At 71.7% G+C, this 17,899-nt stretch carries 19 protein-coding genes; 8 read left to right on the top strand and 11 right to left on the bottom strand.

Annotation, left to right across the window (positions count from 1 at the left end):
- Positions 1–129: 129 nt before the first annotated feature.
- On the top strand, positions 130–561 hold the full coding sequence (locus ACFZDE_RS08615) for a transglycosylase SLT domain-containing protein (protein ID WP_391198545.1): 432 nt from the start codon (positions 130–132) through the stop codon (positions 559–561).
- 102 nt (positions 562–663) lie between these two features.
- Here ACFZDE_RS08615 and ACFZDE_RS08610 read toward each other — a convergent pair whose 3' ends face one another.
- Positions 664–1,899 (bottom strand): cytochrome P450, encoded by a 1,236-nt coding sequence (locus tag ACFZDE_RS08610; RefSeq protein ID WP_391198542.1) that lies wholly within the window; start codon positions 1,897–1,899, stop codon positions 664–666.
- A gap of 218 nt (positions 1,900–2,117) precedes the next feature.
- Between ACFZDE_RS08610 and ACFZDE_RS08605 the strand changes: the two genes are divergently transcribed.
- On the top strand, positions 2,118–3,287 hold the full coding sequence (locus ACFZDE_RS08605) for a steroid 3-ketoacyl-CoA thiolase (RefSeq protein WP_391198539.1): 1,170 nt from the start codon (positions 2,118–2,120) through the stop codon (positions 3,285–3,287).
- Here ACFZDE_RS08605 and ACFZDE_RS08600 read toward each other — a convergent pair.
- Both ACFZDE_RS08600 and ACFZDE_RS08595 read right to left on the bottom strand, forming a co-directional pair.
- On the bottom strand, positions 3,271–3,456 hold the full coding sequence (locus tag ACFZDE_RS08600) for a DUF397 domain-containing protein (protein ID WP_391198537.1): 186 nt from the start codon (positions 3,454–3,456) through the stop codon (positions 3,271–3,273). The two genes, ACFZDE_RS08605 and ACFZDE_RS08600, sit on opposite strands and share 17 nt — an antisense overlap.
- Positions 3,437–4,264: a Scr1 family TA system antitoxin-like transcriptional regulator gene (locus ACFZDE_RS08595; protein ID WP_391198534.1), complete on the bottom strand. Its 828-nt coding sequence runs from the start codon at positions 4,262–4,264 to the stop codon at positions 3,437–3,439. The genes ACFZDE_RS08600 and ACFZDE_RS08595 overlap by 20 nt, the downstream gene beginning before the upstream one ends.
- A 93-nt stretch (positions 4,265–4,357) precedes the next feature.
- Here ACFZDE_RS08595 and ACFZDE_RS08590 point away from each other — a divergent pair, with 93 nt between their 5' ends.
- Positions 4,358–4,753, top strand: a complete 396-nt coding sequence (locus tag ACFZDE_RS08590) for an ATP-binding protein (protein WP_391198532.1) — start codon at positions 4,358–4,360, stop codon at positions 4,751–4,753.
- Here ACFZDE_RS08590 and ACFZDE_RS08585 read toward each other — a convergent pair.
- Together ACFZDE_RS08585 and ACFZDE_RS08580 are read right to left on the bottom strand one after the other, a co-directional pair.
- Positions 4,750–4,950, bottom strand: a complete 201-nt coding sequence (locus ACFZDE_RS08585) for a peptidoglycan-binding protein (protein ID WP_390997391.1) — start codon at positions 4,948–4,950, stop codon at positions 4,750–4,752. The two genes, ACFZDE_RS08590 and ACFZDE_RS08585, sit on opposite strands and share 4 nt — an antisense overlap.
- 304 nt (positions 4,951–5,254) lie before the next feature.
- Positions 5,255–7,303, bottom strand: coding sequence for a phosphatase PAP2 family protein (locus ACFZDE_RS08580; protein ID WP_391198530.1), 2,049 nt, complete (start codon positions 7,301–7,303; stop codon positions 5,255–5,257).
- 296 nt (positions 7,304–7,599) lie between these two features.
- Between ACFZDE_RS08580 and proP the strand changes: the two genes are divergently transcribed.
- Entirely contained in the window at positions 7,600–8,985 is a 1,386-nt protein-coding gene (gene proP, locus ACFZDE_RS08575; protein ID WP_391198527.1) for a glycine betaine/L-proline transporter ProP, read from the top strand.
- Positions 8,986–9,073: 88 nt separating this feature from the next.
- On the top strand, positions 9,074–9,745 hold the full coding sequence (locus ACFZDE_RS08570) for a class I SAM-dependent methyltransferase (protein ID WP_390997384.1): 672 nt from the start codon (positions 9,074–9,076) through the stop codon (positions 9,743–9,745).
- 10 nt (positions 9,746–9,755) lie between these two features.
- Here ACFZDE_RS08570 and ACFZDE_RS08565 read toward each other — a convergent pair whose 3' ends face one another.
- Positions 9,756–10,148 carry a hypothetical protein gene (locus ACFZDE_RS08565; RefSeq protein ID WP_390997381.1) on the bottom strand — a complete coding sequence of 131 codons (393 nt, stop codon included), beginning with the start codon at positions 10,146–10,148 and terminating at the stop codon, positions 9,756–9,758.
- Positions 10,149–10,239: 91 nt separating this feature from the next.
- On the opposite strand from ACFZDE_RS08565, the gene ACFZDE_RS08560 reads away from it, so the two are divergent.
- Entirely contained in the window at positions 10,240–10,647 is a 408-nt protein-coding gene (locus ACFZDE_RS08560) for a DnaJ family domain-containing protein (protein ID WP_390997378.1), read from the top strand.
- 22 nt (positions 10,648–10,669) lie between these two features.
- Here ACFZDE_RS08560 and ACFZDE_RS08555 read toward each other — a convergent pair whose 3' ends face one another.
- Together ACFZDE_RS08555 and ACFZDE_RS08550 are read right to left on the bottom strand one after the other, a co-directional pair.
- Entirely contained in the window at positions 10,670–11,290 is a 621-nt protein-coding gene (locus ACFZDE_RS08555; RefSeq protein ID WP_391198524.1) for a hypothetical protein, read from the bottom strand.
- A 4-nt stretch (positions 11,291–11,294) separates the two neighbouring features.
- Positions 11,295–11,990 carry a hypothetical protein gene (locus ACFZDE_RS08550; RefSeq protein ID WP_391198521.1) on the bottom strand — a complete coding sequence of 232 codons (696 nt, stop codon included), beginning with the start codon at positions 11,988–11,990 and terminating at the stop codon, positions 11,295–11,297.
- 169 nt (positions 11,991–12,159) lie between these two features.
- Between ACFZDE_RS08550 and ACFZDE_RS08545 the strand changes: the two genes are divergently transcribed.
- A complete protein-coding gene (locus ACFZDE_RS08545) occupies positions 12,160–12,687 on the top strand; it encodes a GNAT family N-acetyltransferase (RefSeq protein ID WP_391198518.1) in 528 nt (175 codons plus the stop codon).
- 4 nt (positions 12,688–12,691) lie between these two features.
- On the opposite strand, the gene ACFZDE_RS08540 is transcribed toward ACFZDE_RS08545, so the two are convergent.
- Entirely contained in the window at positions 12,692–14,743 is a 2,052-nt protein-coding gene (locus tag ACFZDE_RS08540) for a DHA2 family efflux MFS transporter permease subunit (RefSeq protein ID WP_390997367.1), read from the bottom strand.
- A 700-nt stretch (positions 14,744–15,443) separates the two neighbouring features.
- Here ACFZDE_RS08540 and ACFZDE_RS08535 point away from each other — a divergent pair.
- On the top strand, positions 15,444–16,286 hold the full coding sequence (locus ACFZDE_RS08535; protein ID WP_391198515.1) for a peptidoglycan-binding protein: 843 nt from the start codon (positions 15,444–15,446) through the stop codon (positions 16,284–16,286).
- 97 nt (positions 16,287–16,383) lie between these two features.
- Here ACFZDE_RS08535 and ACFZDE_RS08530 read toward each other — a convergent pair whose 3' ends face one another.
- Together ACFZDE_RS08530 and ACFZDE_RS08525 are read right to left on the bottom strand one after the other, a co-directional pair.
- The gene (locus ACFZDE_RS08530) at positions 16,384–17,043 is read right to left on the bottom strand and encodes an HAD-IA family hydrolase (protein ID WP_390997362.1); all 660 of its coding nucleotides are present in this window, start codon (positions 17,041–17,043) and stop codon (positions 16,384–16,386) included.
- 248 nt (positions 17,044–17,291) lie between these two features.
- Positions 17,292–17,873, bottom strand: coding sequence for a TMEM165/GDT1 family protein (locus ACFZDE_RS08525; RefSeq protein ID WP_390997359.1), 582 nt, complete (start codon positions 17,871–17,873; stop codon positions 17,292–17,294).
- Positions 17,874–17,899: the final 26 nt, after the last annotated feature.

The raw sequence follows: 17,899 nt of genomic DNA, 5'->3' as shown, positions 1-17,899 counted from the left end.
GGGGCAAGCCCCCGGTCACCGCCGTCACCTCACCCCACACGTGCGGCCATACCTAGTAAAAGGGGGCATTGCACGCATCCGGTGTGCCTGTTTTCGTGGACGGCTGCTGCCCCCTACGAAAGGTCGCCTGTGCCCGCCGCTACCGTTCTCCGCCATGTCACCACCCCGCGGAAGGCCCTCGCCGGTGCCGCCCTGGCCGCGACTGCCTGCGGCACCGTGATCGCCGCCGGACCCGCGCAGGCCACCCCGGCACAGGCGCCCTCGGTGAAGGCCTCCTCCGCGCAGGCCGTCGCGAAGAAGATGATCGGCGACGACGCGCAGTACGAGTGCTTCTCCAAGATCGTCGAGCACGAGAGCGACTGGAACGTCAACGCGAAGAACAGCTCCAGCGGCGCCTACGGCCTGGTCCAGGCCCTGCCGGGCGAAAAGATGGCCTCGGCCGGCTCCGACTGGAAGACCAACGCGGCCACGCAGATCGAGTGGGGCCTGGACTACATGAAGGACCGCTACGGCAGTGCCTGCGGCGCCTGGGACTTCTGGCAGGCCAACGGCTCCTACTGAGCCGGTCGCGGTGGGCAGGCTCCACCCCCACAGACCGAAGGCGGCGGCCCCCTGATCCCCGGGGCCGTCGCCTTCGTCCTGCCGCTTTCCCTCGGGAGGGCTTCAGCCCGTGCTCACCGGAAGTTCCTTCACCCCGTTGATCCAGGCCGAGCGCAGCCGGCGCGGGTCCCCGACCAGCCTCAGCCCGGGCATGGCGTCGGCGATCGCGTGGAAGATGAGGTTGATCTCCAGCACGGCGAGGGACTTGCCCAGGCAGTAGTGCGGGCCGCCGCCGCCGAACCCGAGGTGCGGGTTGGGGTCGCGGGTGACGTCGAAGGTGTCCGGGTCGTCGAAGACCTCGGGGTCGTGGTTGGCGGAGGCGTAGAACAGGCCCAGCCGGTCGCCCTCGCGGATGCGCTTGCCGCCGAGTTCGGTGTCCTGGGTGGCGGTGCGCTGGAAGGCGGCGACCGGGGTGGCCCAGCGCACGATCTCCTCCGCCGCCGTCTGCGGGCGCTCGCTCTTGTACAGCTCCCACTGTTCCGGATGGGTGAGGAAGGCGTGCATGCCGTGGGTGATGGCGTTGCGGGTGGTCTCGTTGCCCGCGACGGCCAGCATCAGCACGAAGAAGCCGAACTCGTCGGAGCTGAGGTTGCCCTCGTCCTCCGCGGCGACGAGCTGCGTGACGATGTCGTGGGCCGGGCACTGCTTGCGGTCGGCGGCCATGTTCATCGCGTAGGCGATGATCTCCGTCGCCGACTCGGCACCGACCTCCTCGGTGATGGCGTACTCGGGATCGTCGTAGGCGATCATCTTGTTGGACCAGTCGAAGATCTTGTCCCGGTCCTCCTGGGGGACGCCCATCAGCTCGGCGATGGCCTGGAGGGGCAGTTCGCAGGCGACCTGGGTGACGAAGTCGAACGGCCCGGTGTGCGCGCGGGCGTTCTCGACGATGGAGTGGGCCCGGGCCCGCAGTCGGTCCTCCAATGCCCGGATCGACCGGGGCGTGAAGCCGCGCTGCACGATCTGCCGGACCCGGGTGTGCTCCGGCGGGTCCATGTTCAGCAGGATCAGCCGCTGTGCGTCGATGGCGTCGCGTTCGATGTGCTCGTTGAAGCGGATGATCGCCGTGTTGAGGGACGACGAGAACAACTCCGGGTGCGTGGAGACGTACTTGACGTCGGCGTGCCGGGTGACCGCCCAGTAGCCGTCGTCCTGGAAGCCGGCTAGACCGGTCGGCTGCGCCACCCAGCAGACCGGTTCGGCCCGGCGCAGCTCCGCGAACTCCGGCAGGGGCACTCGGTGGTGCAGCAGGTCGGGGTCGGTGAAGTCGAACCCGTCGGGCAGCGCGGGACAGGGCATGGGCGGCTCCCACCACTCGTACCGACTCATCGGCCTGACGGCCCATCAGCTGTGCGGAGTTGCGGTGACGGTAGTAACGGGTTCTACAAGTAGCAAGAGGCACGGACCCGCCAATTGCCCGCACGACCCTTGCGGTCACCGAGCGGCCCTCAGCACACTACCCACAGAACTAGAACGCGTACTAGTTCCGCTGAGCCTCCCGGAGAGGACCCGCACCCATGGCTGCCGAACCCGTGATCGTCGAAGCCGTACGCACCCCCATCGGCAAGCGCGGCGGCGCGCTCGCCCATCTGCACCCCGCCTACCTCCTGGGCGAGACCTACCGCGAACTCCTCGGCCGCACCGGCATCCCCGCCGACTGCGTCGAGCAGATCGTCGGCGGCACGGTCACCCACGCCGGCGAGCAGTCCATGAACCCCGCGCGCACGGCCTGGCTGACCATGGGCCTCCCCTACGAGACCGCCGCGACGACCGTGGACGCGCAGTGCGGGTCCTCCCAGCAGGCCTCGCACATGGTGGCCAACATGGTCGCGGCCGGGGTGATCGACGTCGGCATCTCCTGCGGGGTGGAGTCGATGTCGCGGGTGCCGCTGGGGTCGGGCTCGAAGCACGGGCCGGGCAAGCCGTTCCCCGACGAGTGGAACGTGGACCTGCCCAACCAGTTCGAGGCGGCCGAGCGCATCGCCCGCCACCGGGGCCTGACCCGCGAGGACGTCGACGCGCTGGGCCTGTCCTCCCAGCAGCGAGCCGCCCACGCCTGGGCGGAGGAGCGCTTCAAACGAGAGACGTTCGCGGTCCAGGTCCCCACGACCGAGGAGGAGCAGCACGCCGGGCAGGGCATGTGGCGCCTGGTCGACAAGGACGAGGGGCTGCGCGACACGACGGCGGAGGCGCTGGCCGCGCTGAAGCCGATCATGCCGACGGCCGTGCACACGGCCGGGAACTCGTCGCAGATCTCCGACGGGGCGTCGGCCGTCATGTGGGCGTCGAAACGAATGACCCGGGCGCTGAAGCTGCGCCCCCGGGCCCGGATCGTGGCCCAGGCCCTGGTGGGCTCCGACCCCCACTTCCACCTCGACGGCCCGATCGACGCGACGAAGGCGGTGCTGGGCAAGGCGGGGATGCCCCTGAAGGACATCGACGTGGTCGAGATCAACGAGGCGTTCGCGTCCGTGGTGCTGAGCTGGGCGCGGGTCTTCGACCAGGACCTGTCGAAGGTGAACGTCAACGGCGGCGCGATCGCGCTCGGGCACCCGGTGGGAGCGACCGGGGCCCGGCTCATCACGACGGCGCTTCACGAACTGGAGCGCACGGACAGGGAGTTCGCGCTGATCACCATGTGCGCGGGCGGCGGCTTGGCCACCGGCACGATCATTCAGCGGTTGTAGACGTCCAGTTGATGAAGCTGGCGAAGGCGGCGGGATCGAGGGTGAGCATCGGTCCCGCCGGGTTCTTGGAGTCGCGTATGGCGACGGTGGCGTGCGGGGTTTCGGCGACTTCGAGGCACTGGCCGCCTTGGTCACTGCTGTAGGACGACTTACGCCACTGCATCTCCATAGCGTTCCTCCATCGCGCGCCGGATGAGCCTTGCCGAGTCCTCGAGAGAGAGCGCGGCAGCTCGGAGATGATCGTAACGGAGCGAACAGTTCTTGACGGTTTCCGGATTGGCCGTCGTGAGTCCGCTGCCGTAACTCTCCGTGTAGACGATGGTGGGGTCGCTCGCAAAGTGGTAGACGTCGAATGAGCCTGTCAGCCCCGCATGCGCCCCTGCCGAGAGCGGCAAAACCTGAATGTTGATCCGAGGGTTGCCCTGGAACGACAACAGGTGAACGAGTTGCTCCCGCATCACGTCCGGACCGCCGATCTGTAGATACAGAGCAGCTTCGCTGAGGACAGCCCAAAAGACCGGCGGCTCCGTCCTCTCGAACACACGTCGACGGGCCAGGCGTACTGCCGTGCGGTCCTCCAGGTCGGTCTGGTCCAAGGCACCCAGCACCGCCCCCGCGTACCCCGACGTCTGAAGCAGTCCGAGCACCATGTGCGTCTGGAAGGAGCAGACCTCCGTGGCCCTCATCTCCAGCTCGGCCACCTGCTGGAACCACGCCGGAAGCCGACTGCGCAGCACCAGTTCCACGAGTCGCGAGAACATACCGTCCGTGCCCAGCGCCGCGTCGGCCCGTTCACTGAACTCCGGCGTCGGGATTTTGCGGGCCGTCTCGATCTGGCCCACCAAGGAGCCGGTGTAGTTGAGGATGTCCCCCAACTGCTTCTGCGTCAGCCCGGCGGCCTCCCGATGCCGGCGCAGCTCGAAGCCGTAGTAGTCGAGCGGGGACGCACCCGGGTCGAGGGCGTTGATGTGGGTCACGGCGAAAGCCCCTCTCACGCAACTCGGCCCACAACGGGACCGGTTGTATCCGTTCCGTAGCCGAGGGTAGTCACCGCACGTCAGCCTCGTCTCGTGAACGAATACATTCCCGCCCAGTACGCGATGCGCCTCACCGTCGGTGCGCACGCCCCTCGGCACATCCGCCGTATCGTCCGCTCGTTCCTCGGCGAGTGGGACATGCCCGAGCTGTCGGACGCCGTGGAGCTGGGCGTGACCGAACCGCTCGCCAACGTCGTACGGCACGTCCCGGACCGCCGCTGCGCGCTGCTGTTGCTGCGGCAGCGCACGGGCGTACGCGTGGAGGTCACGGACGGCAGCGATGAACTGCCGCGCCTGCCCGACACGCTGGACGCGGAGTCCGAGAGCGGCCGGGGGCTTCTCCTGCTGGACGCGATGACCGACAAGTGGGGCGTGTCACTGCGGTCCGGCGGCGGGAAGACCGTGTGGTTCGAATGCGGGGGCCGTTAACAGAAGGGCGCGTCCGGCGCGTTGGCCCAGAAAGACAGGAACGACCAGGTCTGCGCTCCGATGCGGCCGTCCACGACGATCCCGGCACACTCCTGGAAGTCCCTGGTCGCGGACTGCGTGAGTCGGCCGAAGTCCCCGTCCACGTCAAGGCCCGCCCCGATGGCCTGGTTCAGGTAGCACTGGGCTTGCTGGACCACCGCCCCGGATGATCCCAGACTGAGGTTCGGTCGGTTGATGGTGAAATCACATACGTCGTCCGGCCCCTGGGCCACAAGGGCTGTTGGACCGTTCAACTTGTCCGCGGCCGGGGCTTGTTTCACCACGGCGGTCGAGGGAGTTCCCGGTGATGCCGCTACAGCCGGTGCTCCCGCGAGGCAGACGGGGAGAGCCAGCGCCGCTACGGCGGTGAGCGCACGTCGCATGCCGATCACCTTCCAGAGAGGGTGCCCCCCTCTCATCGTGCGCGGCCGTGCACCGGCTTGCATCTCGGGCGCCAACCACTCACCTGCGTACGGGCTTTCGTGACGACGACGCGGGTTCGCGCCCGGCCGCCGCGGCCACGGCGGCCCGGGGACCGGACAGCAGGTACGTCAGGCCGAAACCGGCCGCGATCACCACCGCTCCCCCCGCCGCGTCCAGCACCCAGTGGTTCGCCGTCGCCACGATCGACGCCAGGGTGAGCAGTGGATGCAGCACGGCCAGTGCCTTCAGCCACCACCGGGACGCCAGGATCGCGATCACGACGCCGCACCACAGGGACCAGCCGAAGTGCAGGGACGGCATCGCCGCGTACTGGTTGGTGAGGGCCGTGAGCGTGCCGTAGTCCGGCTTGGAGAAGTCCTGGACGCCGTGCACGGTGTCGATGAAGCCGAGCCCCGGCATCAGGCGGGGCGGAGCCAGGGGGTAGAGCCAGAAGCCGGCCAGGGCCAGCAGTGTGGCGAAGCCCAGCGCGGAGCGGGACCAGCGGTAGTCGCCGGGGCGGCGCCAGTAGAGGATCGCGAGGACAGCCAGCGGGACCAGGAAGTGGAATGACGTGTAGTACTGGTCGAGGACGTCCCGCAGCCAGTCGATCCCGGCGACGGTGTGGTTGGCCCAGCGCTCGACGTCGAGGTGCAGGGCGCGTTCGAGGTCGTAGATCTGCCTGCCGTGCTCCTCCGCCTCCGCGCGCCCGGCGGAGTTGCTGCCGCCGCCCGCGGCGAGCCGGACCTGGGAGTAGGCGGCGTAGGTGACGCGCAGGAGGAGCAGTTCCAGCAGGAGGTTCGGCCGGGTGAGGGTCCGGCGCAGGTACGGCAGCAGCGGCACGTGCCGGAAGCGGGCCGGGGCGGCGGGGGCGTACACGGCCGGTTGCGGCGACCGGTAGAAGGGCGAGTCGCGGGACAGGAACGGCACGGCCACGGCGGCGGCGAGCGCGGCGGGCAGGACGATGTTGTCCCGCAGCGGGTGAAGGGCGGCCATGTCCGGCAGGAGCATGCCCGCGGGCAGCGTCATGACCAGGACCACGACGACCGGCCACACATAGCGGTCACCGGCGCGGGTCCCGGCCCGGCCGACGACCGCGAGCAGCACCCACAGCAGCTGGTGCTGCCAGGCGGTGGGCGACACGACGAGGGCGGCGCAGCCGGTGATCGCGACGGCGAGCAGCAGCTGGCCGTCGTCGAAGTACCGCACGGCCCGGCGCAGGGCCAGGACGGCGACGGCAGCGCCGAGTGTCAGGAAGAGCGCGATCTCCAGGGGGCCGCTCAGGCCGAGTCGGAGCAGGGCGCCGTGCAGGGACTGGTTGGCGAGGTCGTCGGCCGGTCCGCCGAGTCCGGCGCCCGCCATGTGGTGGACCCAGTAGCGGTGGGAGTCGTGCGGCATCGTCGCCCAGGCGAGCCCGGTGCCGGCTGCGAAGGTGACGCCGGTGGCGAGCGCGGCGCGTCTGCGGCCGGTGCACCACAGCAGGGGCGCGAACAGCAGCAGGGTCGGCTGGAGCGCCGCCGCGAGGCCGATGAGCAGGCCGCTGGTGCGCTGGCCGCGGGCGGTGAAGCAGCCGAGCAGGACGAGCAGGACCGGGATGATGCTGGTCTGGCCGAGCGAGAGGGTGCTGCGCACGGGCAGGGACAGCATCAGCAGGCTGACGGCGACCGGCGCGGCCAGCTGGGCGGTGCGGCGGCTGACCGGCTGGGGCAGGGCGCGGGCGGCGATCACCCCGAGGGCGACGACGAGCAGCAGCGTGCCGAAGGTCCAGCCCCAGCCGAGGGCCTGTTCGGCCGCACGGGTGAGGGGCTTGAGGACGAGGCCGCCGAAGGGTGTGCCCGTGAAGCGGGTCGAGTCGTACAGCGAGCCGTTCACATGCAGGACGCCGTTCGGCCCGACCCAGGTCTCCAGGTCGGTCAGCCGCTCACCGCGGGGGGCGGCGAGGACGACGGCCACCTGCCGGGCGGCGAGGACGGCGGCGATCAGCCACAGGCCGACGCGGGCGACGCGCAGACCTGCGCGGGCCTCACCGGCGGCCGTCGCTCCGGGGCCTTCCACCGGCCGTACGCCGCGCTCCGCATCCGCATCCGCCACGTGCCGTCGGCCTTCCGCAGTAGCTTTCACCCCACATGTCCAGAATGCGGGGATTCCTCCTGCGAACCCTATGGGGAGTGCGGCGAAAGCGAGAAGGGTCACATGAAGATCACGTGAGAACCGCCCGGGCGGGGGCAGAAGCGCCAGCACAGCGACGATTTACGTGCAGTATGCAGCCAACTCCGTACCGCCCGTAAGCGGAGCAAATCCGCCTATCGTCGCTCTTTCGGCCCGTACGACAGCGCCGCCGCGCGGGACCGCGCCCCTGTCCCCGTCGAAAGGTAGGCGAGCGAGTCTTGTCGACTGCCTCAGTCGTCGCCCCCGCGTCCCTCGTGAAGACCCGCAAGGCGAAGGCCCCCGACCCCACCGTCACCGACCCCGCGCTCGTCAAGCGCGCCGTGAAGGCGGCCGCGCTCGGCAACGCGATGGAGTGGTTCGACTTCGGCGTCTACAGCTACCTCGCGGTCACGCTGGGCAAGGTCTTCTTCCCCTCGGGCAACCCCACCGCCCAGTTGCTCTCCACCTTCGGCGCCTTCGCCGCGGCCTTCCTGGTCCGCCCCCTCGGCGGCATGGTCTTCGGCCCGCTCGGCGACCGCGTCGGCCGCCAGAAGGTCCTCGCCCTCACCATGATCATGATGGCCGCGGGCACCTTCGCGATCGGTCTGATCCCGTCGTACGCGACGATCGGTGTCGGCGCGCCGATCCTGCTCCTGGTGGCCCGGCTCGTGCAGGGCTTCTCCACCGGCGGCGAGTACGCGGGCGCCTCCACCTTCATCGCCGAGTACGCCCCCGACAAGCGGCGCGGATTCCTCGGCAGCTGGCTGGAGTTCGGCACACTGGCCGGCTACATCGGCGGCGCGGGCCTGGTCACGATCATGACCGCGCTGCTCTCCGCCGGCGACCTGACCTCCTGGGGCTGGCGCATCCCGTTCCTGATCGCGGGCCCGATGGGCATCATCGGCCTCTACCTGCGCATGCGCCTGGAGGAGACCCCGGCGTTCGCGGCCGAGGCGGCGAAGGCCGAGCACGACCGTCCCAAGACGCCGCTGCGCGAGATGGTCACCGGCCAGTGGCGCGCGCTGCTGCTCTGCGTCGGCCTGGTGCTGGTCTTCAACGTCACCGACTACATGCTGCTGTCGTACATGCCGAGCTACCTGACCGGCCAGCTCCACTACGACGAGACGCACGGCCTGCTGGTCGTCCTCGGGGTGATGGCCGCGATGATGATCGCCCAGCCGTTCGTCGGCGCCCTGACCGACCGCGTCGGCCGCCGCCCGGTGATCGCCACCGGCTGCGCGGGCTTCCTGCTGCTGTCCGTCCCGGCCCTGCTGCTGATCCGCGAGGGCAGCCTGCTCGCGGTCGCGCTCGGCATGGGCGCCCTCGGCCTGCTGCTGGTCTGCTTCACCGCGTCGATGCCCTCCGCGCTGCCCGCGCTGTTCCCGACAAAGGTCCGCTACGGCTCGCTGTCGATCGGCTTCAACGTCTCGGTGTCGCTGTTCGGCGGCACGACCCCGCTGGTGGTCACGGCCCTGATCGGCGCGACCGGGGACATGATGATGCCCGCGTACTACATGATGGCCGCGGCCGTGATCGGCGGCTTCGCCGTCTGGCGGATGGCGGAGTCGGCGGGACGTCCGCTGCCGGGCTCGGCCCCCTCGGTGGCGGGCCGACACGCCGAGTGAGATCCCGCTGACAGCGCCCCGCGCACCAACTATCTTCGTCAGCGCCAGTAGTTAGGGATGCTAACTATGCTGACGAAAGGTAGTGCGCATGAGCGAGTCGCACGTCTGGGACGAGGTCGACGCCTACTTCACCGCCCACCTCGCCCCGGACGACGAAGCCCTGGCGGCCGCCCTGCGCGACAGCGACGCCGCCGGGCTTCCGCACATCAACGTCGCGGGGAACCAGGGCAAGCTCCTCCAGCTCCTCGCCCAGATCCAGGGCGCCCGCCACATCCTGGAGATCGGCACGCTCGGCGGCTACAGCACCATCTGGCTGGGCCGCGCGCTGCCCGCCGACGGGCGGCTGGTCTCCCTGGAGTACGACCCGCTGCACGCCGAGGTCGCCGTCCGCAACCTCGCCCGCGCCGGCCTGGACAGGCAGGTCGAGGTGCGGGTGGGCCCGGCCCTGGAGTCGCTGCCCAAGCTGGCCGACGAGAACCCGCCCCCGTTCGACCTGGTCTTCATCGACGCCGACAAGGCCAACAACCCGCACTACGTGGAGTGGGCGATCCGGCTCACCAGCACGGGCAGCCTCATCGTCCTCGACAACGTCGTACGGGGCGGCCGGGTCGTCGACGCGGACAGCACCGCACCGGACGTCACAGGCACCCGCACCGCGATCGAGCTGATCGCCGCCCACCCGAGGCTGAGCGGCACGGCGATCCAGACGGTGGGAATGAAGGGCTACGACGGGTTCGCCCTGGCGCGCGTACTGGCGTGAGGCCTCTGGGTCACACCTCGTGGTAGAAGCCCACGTTGACGCTGCGCGGGGCGGTGCGGTCCTGGATGATGATCTCGCCACTGCCGCCCCGGGGCAGCGGGACGGTGCCGCCGTAGCCGAGGGGCTGGACGTACTCCCCCATGGTCAGCCGCACTTCGGAGGACGGGTCGGGCTGGGAGCCGCGCAGCCAGGTGAGCTGCCAGGTGCCCTCCGGCCCGCACAGGAACTCCAGGTGGACGCGGGAGACGAACAGCCAGTCGTCCGGCGTGCTCAGCCGGCACACGGACTTGTCGCGGCCCACCCGCAGCACCGCACCCGGCTCGCTCGGCGCGTCGGCCATGAGCATGCCGGCCGTGGCTCCCGCCTCCGCCTCCGCGACGGTGGCCATGGTGAGTTCGAGCACGTGCGCTCCTTGTCCGAGACGTCCTGGGTGGGCCTGCGGGCCCGCCGAATGATAGAACGCCTGGCCGCGCGGTGTCCGGCACAATGGCCTCATGACCGAGCGAAAGCCACCGGGCGTCGACTTCGAGTCCTGGGTCGACAAGCAGATCCGTGACGCGGAGCGGCGTGGGGAGTTCGAACGGCTGCCGGGCGCGGGCGAGCCCCTCCCCCACGACATCGAGAGCACCTACGACGAACTGTGGTGGGTCAAGCGGAAGATGGCCCGGGAGGGCTACTCCGTCCTCCCGCCCACGCTGGCGCTGCGCAAGGAGGCGGAGGACGCGCTGGAGGCCGCGCTCGCGGCCCCCTCGGAGCGGATCGTCCGGAAGATCATCGGCGAGATCAACGACAAGGTCCGCGAGATGATGTTCAAGCCGCCGCCCGGCCCCCCGCTGGGAAAGAAGCCGTACGACGTCGAGGACGTCGTACGGCAGTGGCGGGAGCGCCGGGCGGAGCACTGACGACCGGGGCAGGCGCCCCGGATCACACGTGCAGCAGCCGTTCGGCCAGCTCGCGGTAGTCCTTCAGGGCCAGTCGCAGCTGCTCGGTGTCGGCCGACGAGACGGACCTGGCGTCCCGGCCCTCCCCGCCCTCGACGGACTGCCAGGAGTGGCGCAGGGTGCGGCGGCGCTGCGTCACGGCCTCGGTGAAGCGGGCCGCGATCTCCTCCAGCACATGGTCGGCCTCCTCGACGGCGGCCCGGGGCCCGTCGACGAACCCGGCGACGGCGTGGTGCAACTGGGCACCGAGCTTGTCGAGATCGTCGTGGGCGAGCAGATGGGCCCGGTTCTTGGCGGGGCCGGCCTTGTCGGGGGTGGTGCGGTGGTCGTCGCGGGGTGCTTCGGCGGCGAGCCGGTCGGTGTCGTGCCGGTCCGTGCCGGGCAGATCGGTGCCGTGCGCCGCGGCGCGGTCCGCGTCGGTGCCGTGCGCGGCGCCGCGGTCGGTCTCGATGCCGTGCGTGGTGCCGCGGCCGGTGTCCGCGTCCCGGGCCGTGTCGTGGTCCGTGCCCTGTGTGGTGCGGTGGCCGGTGCCCAGGGCGCTCTCGCCGCGGGCGTCCGGCGCGGCCGGCGTGTGGTCGCCGGGCGGGCGGGTCATGTCGGTCATTGCCTCAACTCTCCTTCGCCTGACGTCGGTTCATCGCCCACGGCAGGTGGCCGCCGCGGCTCGGAGCCTTGCGGCCGCCGTTCAGAGCGGCGCGCTCGCGACCGCTGTCGTGGCGTCCGCCGGTGTGGCGGGCGCCGTCGTGGCGGACCGGCCGCACCAGCTCCTCGAACAGGGCGCGGGCCGCCACGAAGGCCTCACGCATGTCCTCCGTGCCCTGGCCGCCCTCCCGGGCGTCCTCCGCGCGCAGTTGCGCCGCGCGGTGCACACGCCGGTAGCCGTCCACGTGGTGGGCGTGGTGCACGGACAGCGCCGCCACCTGTTCCTCGTACTGCCCGCCGTCCGGGAAGCCCCGGGCACCGGCGACCTCGGCGAGCAGCCGGTCCGCCTCGGCGACGGCCTCGCGCGGCGAGTCGACGAACCGCTCCTGCGCGGCCGTCCAGCGCGCCTCGTACTGCTCGCGCCGCGCCGGGTCCAGCGACCGCTCGCGCAGGTCGCCGTGGCGCTGCACGCGCTCGGTCAGTTCACGCTCGGCGGCCTTGGTGTCGCCGTCGTGCCGGGCCACGGCCCGGTCGTACTCGGGTCCGAAGCGCCGCTTCAGGCTCGGGCCACGCCGAGGCCCGCGGGCGCGCAGGGTCATGACGGCCGCGATGATGACGACCGCCGCTATCACGATCAGAGCAATGATCAGGCCAGTGGACATGAATGCCTTCCGGGTTCTCGGCCCAACCGGCTCTCCTCGCGAGCCGGTTCGCCCGTCGGGTGTCCGCAAAGCCCGTACCCAAACGGCCCCGGGCGCGAAAGGGGCGTGAACCGGTGGCCGGGATTATTCGCTTGCGTGTCCGGTGTGGCGGCTGCGCACCATGCGTTCCATGACCTGGACCGTGACCCCGGAACCGTACGACTCCCCCGTCGCCGCCGCGCTGTGGCGGGCGTTCTACACCGAGGTCAGCGACCGCTGGTACCTGCTGCACGAGGGACGCCGGACCGACCCGGACGAGCTGGAGCGGGAGATCGCCGCGCAGTCGGGTGCCGATCTCGCCGCGCCCGGCGGGCAATTGCTCGTCGCCCGGTACGACGGTGAGCCGGCCGGCAGCGCGGGCGTACGGCTGCTGGACGGCGCGACCGCCGAGCTCACGCGGGTGTTCGTGCGCGAGCCGATGCGCGGCCGGGGCGGGGCCCCGCTCCTGGTCCGGGCCGCCGAGGACGCCGCCCGCGCGCTCGGTGCCGCCCGGATGATCCTCGACACCCGCGGCGACCTCGTCGAGGCCCGTGGCCTCTACGCCCGCCTCGGCTACACCGAGACCGCACCCCACAACGACGGCCCGTACGCGGAGCACTGGTTCAGCAAGGAACTGGGCACGGAGCTGGGCACGGAGCCGGGCAAGCAGCCGGGCTGAGGCGTCAGGGCTTCTCCCGCGCGGAGCGCACGCTGTACGGCCGCTCGCGCCGCGACCCGCACAGCTCGCCCGTCAGCTCGCGCACGAGATGCTGGAGGTCGGTCGGCCGGTCCGGCCCCCACCAGTCGCCGAGCAGCTCGGCGAGGGACTCCTCCCGGGCCTCGGCCAGCCGGTCGGCGACCTCGCGCCCCTGGTCGGTCAGGACCATGTCGACACCGCGCCGCACGGCGAGGCGGCGCTCCTCGGCCTGCCGCGCGGCCTCCATGACCACGGTCAGCGGCACGGGCATCGCGTCGGCGAGCACGCCCGGCTCCACCGAGCCGTGCCGCCGCATCCGCAGCAGCAGCCAACTCGTGGCGGGCAGCAGGTCGTAGCCCGCCCGGTCGGTGATCTTCCGGTAGATCTCGCGCCGGCCCTCGCGGGTGCCGAGCACCGACAGCGCCCGGCACACCTCGTCGTAGGAGGACCGCTCGACGGGGTTGCTGGCGAGGGTCTCGGTGCCGTCGGGCGCGGTGACCGAGCCGCGCAGCCGGTCCTCCTTCAGGAACCAGGCCAGGGCGAAGCCGAACAGCGCGACGGGGGCGGCGTACAGGAAGACGTCCGTGATGGAGACGGCGTAGGCGTGCAGGGCGGGCGGGCGCAGGCCGGACGGCAGGGCGGCGATGCCGCGCGGGTCGGCCTCCAGGCTGTCCACGGAGATGCCGGGCGGGAGCGGGACGCCCCGGAAGGCGTCGGTGAGCTGGTCGCCGAGCCGCCCCGCGAAGACGGTGCCGAAGACGGCGACGCCGAACGAGGCGCCGATGGAGCGGAAGAAGGTCGCGCCGGAGGTGGCGACGCCCAGGTCCTCGTAGGCGACGGCGTTCTGCACGATGAGCACCAGGACCTGCATCACCAGGCCGAGTCCGAGTCCGAAGAGGAAGAAGAAGCCGCTCAGCTCGGCGGTGGAGCTGTGCTCGTCGAGCTGGTGGAGCAGGAGGAGCCCGAGCGCGGTGATGCCGGTACCGGCGATCGGGAACACCTTCCAGCGGCCGGTGCGGCTGACGATCTGCCCGGAGGCGGTCGAGGCCAGCAGCAGGCCCAGCACCATCGGCAGCATGTGCACACCGGACATGGTCGGGCTGACGCCCTGCACGACCTGGAGGAACGTCGGCAGGTACGTCATGGCGCCGAACATGGCGAAGCCGACGACGAAACTGATCAGGGCGGCGAGCGTGAAGGTGCGGACGCGGAACAGCTTGAGCGGCAGCACGGGTTCGGCGGCCCGCCGTTCGACCGCCACGAAGGCGACAGCGAGGACGACGCCCAGGACCGCCAGGCCGACGATCTGCCAGGATCCCCACGCCCAGGTGGTACCGCCGAGCGAGGCGACCAGCACCAGGCAAGTGGCGACGGCGGCGATGAGGAAGGTTCCGAGGTAGTCGATGACGTGCCGTCGTGCCGTACGCGGGATGTGCAGGACGGCGGCGATCACGGCGAGCGCGACGACGCCGACGGGCAGGTTGACGTAGAACACCCAGCGCCAGCTCAGGTGCTCGGTGAACAGCCCGCCGAGCAGCGGTCCGAGCACGCTGGTCGCGCCGAACACCGCCCCGAACAGGCCCTGGTACCGGCCGCGTTCACGGGGCGGCACCAGATCCCCGACGATCGCCATCGACAGCACGATCAGCCCGCCGCCGCCGAGGCCCTGCAGTGCCCGGAACGCGATCAGCTGGGCCATGTCCTGCGCGGCGCCGCACAGCGCGGACCCGATCAGGAAGATCACGATCGCCGTCTGGAACAGCCGCTTGCGGCCGTACTGGTCGCCGAGCTTGCCCCACAGGGGGGTGGCCGCGGTCGCGGCCAGCAGATAGGCGGTGACCACCCAGGACAGGTGGTCCAGGCCGCCGAGGTCGCTGACGATCGTGGGCAGCGCGGTCGACACGATGGTCTGGTCGAGGGCGGCCAGCAGCATGCCGAGGAGCAGGGCGCCGATGGAGACCAGGACGTTTCCCGGCACCTGCTCCCGGGGGACCGCGCCGGGGGGCTTCAGCGTGCTGGCGTTCGCGTCCCCGGCCATACGACCTCCCGAGCTCCTGCGTTCCCAAGTCTCCTGTGACATTTTCCATCGTGACCGCTGTGACCGGTTATGGCCCGCCAGGCCCTTTTGGAAGCTGTGGTTCCGGGGGCTCCTCGACCGTGCTGTGGAGAAGATCTGGATAATCTCTGGAGTTCGCGAGGGGAGGGAGGAACGCGTGGAACCGCCCAACGGTCACCCGTGCCCGGAGTGCGGCGCGCCCAGACAGCGGGACAACACCCCCGCCTGCGCCTGCACGCACCGCGCCGCCGAGGCCCTCCGCGACACCCGCACGGCGGAGGCTGCGGCAGCGGAGGACTTCGACCCGCTGCGGATCCGCCCGTACGTGGAGATCGAGGGGGGTGCGCTCGGCGGTCCGGGTGGTGCTACGCCACCCTCGGCCGAGCCGACCCGGGCCCAGGACGACACGACCGACCTCACGGGGCTTGCCCCGGGCACGCAGGGGCCGGCCGCGACGGACAACAGCGCCGCACGCCCGTACGGAGACGAACCCAGACCGCCAGGAAACGGTTCTGCCCGAGCGCCGCAGGGCCCGAACCACCCGGCGGCGGCCCAAGGCACACAGGGCCCGGCTGTGACGAGCCACCCCGGAGCGCCGCGAAACGGTTCTGCGGAGGCGCCCCGGCCCGAAGACCCCCGGCCCGCGGCCGAAGGCGCGCCGGGCCGCCCCGCTGAGGCCACCATGCCTCTGCGCCCCGTCGACCCGGACGCGACCGCCGTACTGCCGACGACCCCGGCGGCCCAGGCGGCCCAGGCGACCCCGGCGACCTCCACCACCTCGGCGCTTCCGGCTCCACTGGCGCCCGCCGGGACCGAGCCGAGCGTCACCGACCTGCGCCTTTTCGACGGCTATGCGAGGGACGAGCGCGGTGCGGGGGACGTGGACGGGCCGGGTGCGCGCAGGTCCGGGCGACGGCGCCGTAGCCTCCTCGTCGCCGCGACCGGCGCCTGCGTGGCCGTCGTGGCGGCGGCCGGGTACGCGAGCGGGCTGTTCTCCTACGAGAGCCCCAGCCGGGACACCGCCCTGCCGGACGACATCCGCGCGAGCGTGCCGGACGCGCCGTCGAGCAGCCCGGCGTCCGCCTCCCCGCGGGGCAGCGCCTCGGCGGCTCCCGCGGCCCCGGCCGCACCGTCGCCGTCGCCGTCGCGCGACGGCAGCCCGTCCGCCTCGCCGTCGCCGTCCGCGCCGAGCGCGTCGGCGAGCCCGTCGCAGTCGCCCTCGCCGTCGGCCCCGCAGCCGTCCGGTTCGGTGACCAGCGCGGAGCAGGCACCTCCGGACAACGGCCGTCGGAAGGCGGGCCCCACCGTGCTGCGCCTCGGCGACCGCGGCCCGGAGGTCACCGAACTCCAGCTCCGCCTGCGCCAGTTGTACCTCTACGACGACGACACCGACGGCATCTATGACGACCGCGTGGCCGACGCGGTCCGCACCTACCAGTGGTCACGCGGCGTCCAGAGCGACGAGCTCGGCGTCTACGACCGGGCGACCCGGGAGAAGCTGGAGTCGGAAACCCGCGAGCCCTGATGGGCCCGCCGCGCGGCGCGCACGCCCGTCGCCCTGGTGACGGGCACCGTCGCGGCTGCCGCCGCGCCGAGCCGGGCGGCGAGGTGGCGGCCGTGCCTCAGCCGACGTGCAGGCGGAGCGTGCCGTCGCCCGCGGACTCCACCCGGATCTTCGTGAGGTCCTCCACCACCACGTCCGGCTCGTGGATCGCGGCGCGGGGGCCGATGCCGATGACCGTCATCCCGGCGGCGCGGCCCGCCGCTATCCCCGCTCCGGAGTCCTCGAACACCACGCAGTCCGCGGGGGCGACGCCCAGTTCCGCGGCGCCCTTCAGGAAGCCCTCCGGGTCGGGCTTGCTCGCGCCGACGGACTCCGCTGTCACCCGTACGTCGGGCAGGTCGAGACCGGCCGCCGCCATCCGTGCCGTGGAGAGCGGCACATCCGCGGAGGTCACCAGGGCGTGCGGCAACCCGCGCAGCGAGGCGAGGAACTCCGGTGCGCCGGGGATCGCGACGACGCCGTCCGTGTCGGCGGTCTCCTCGGCGAGCATCCGGGCGTTGTCGGCGTGGTTCTGCTCCATCGGCCGCTCGGGGAGCAGCAGGGCCATGGAGGCGTAGCCCTGCCGGCCGTGGACGACCTTCATGACCTCGTCCCCGTCGAGCCCGTGGCGCTCGGCCCAGCGCCGCCAGACGCGTTCGACGGAGGCGTCCGAGTTGACGAGGGTGCCGTCCATGTCCAGCAGGAGGGCGCGGGCGGTGAGCACGGCGGTGGCCGTCATGGGGCAGCTCCAAGGCTCGGGGCGCGTTCTGACGCGAGAGGGGGGCGCGGACGACGGATCGCGACCGGCACGCCCCGGAGGGACAAGGCGGCCCCGCCCGCCGGTCAGGGAAAACGAGCGGAGGCCACTTTGTTCCTCCACGGTACAAAACAGAACCGCCTTCGCGCCAGGGGCCCCCTCGAACGCTCACCCACCGCTCACCGCGGCCCGGGTCCGCCCCGGTCCACCCCGGTCCGCCCCGGCCGGGCTCAGCCGGTCACCGCCTCCCACAGGCTCCACAGCCCGAGCGCCAGCATGACCAGCGCCGCGATCTGCGTGATCAGCCGCAGCGGCACCTTCTTCATCAGCGCCTTGCCGCCGACGATGCCGAGCCCCGCCACGGCCCACAGCGCGAGCACCGCACCGAGGCCGACGGAGAGCGGGTCGTCGTAGCGGGCGGCCAGGTTGGCGGTCATGATCTGCGTCAGATCACCGAACTCGGCGACCAGAATGAGCATGAAACCGGCGCCGGAGACCTTCCAGAAGGACTGGTTCTCCGGCTTGCGGACCTCCTCCTCGTCCTCGCTCTTCTTCAGCAGCAGCACCGCGGCCCCGCCCAGGAACAGCACACCGGTGAGGGCCTGCACGATCTGCTGCGGCAACAGCGTCAGCACACTGCCGGCCGCGACGGCGAGCACGACGTGCAGCGCGAAGGCGGCGGCGACACCGGCGAAGACGTAGGAGGCGCGGTAGCGGGTGCCGAGGACGAGGCCGGCGAGCGCGGTCTTGTCCGGCAGTTCCGCGAGGAAGACGACGCCGAAGACGACGGCCGTCACGGTCAGGCTGATCAAGGGTTCCTCAATCGGTCGGGGCTGCC

It is taken from the genome of Streptomyces sp. NPDC007929, from assembly GCF_042959065.1.
Classification (GTDB): domain Bacteria; phylum Actinomycetota; class Actinomycetes; order Streptomycetales; family Streptomycetaceae; genus Streptomyces.
This window is presented reverse-complemented; position numbering and strand designations above follow the sequence as displayed.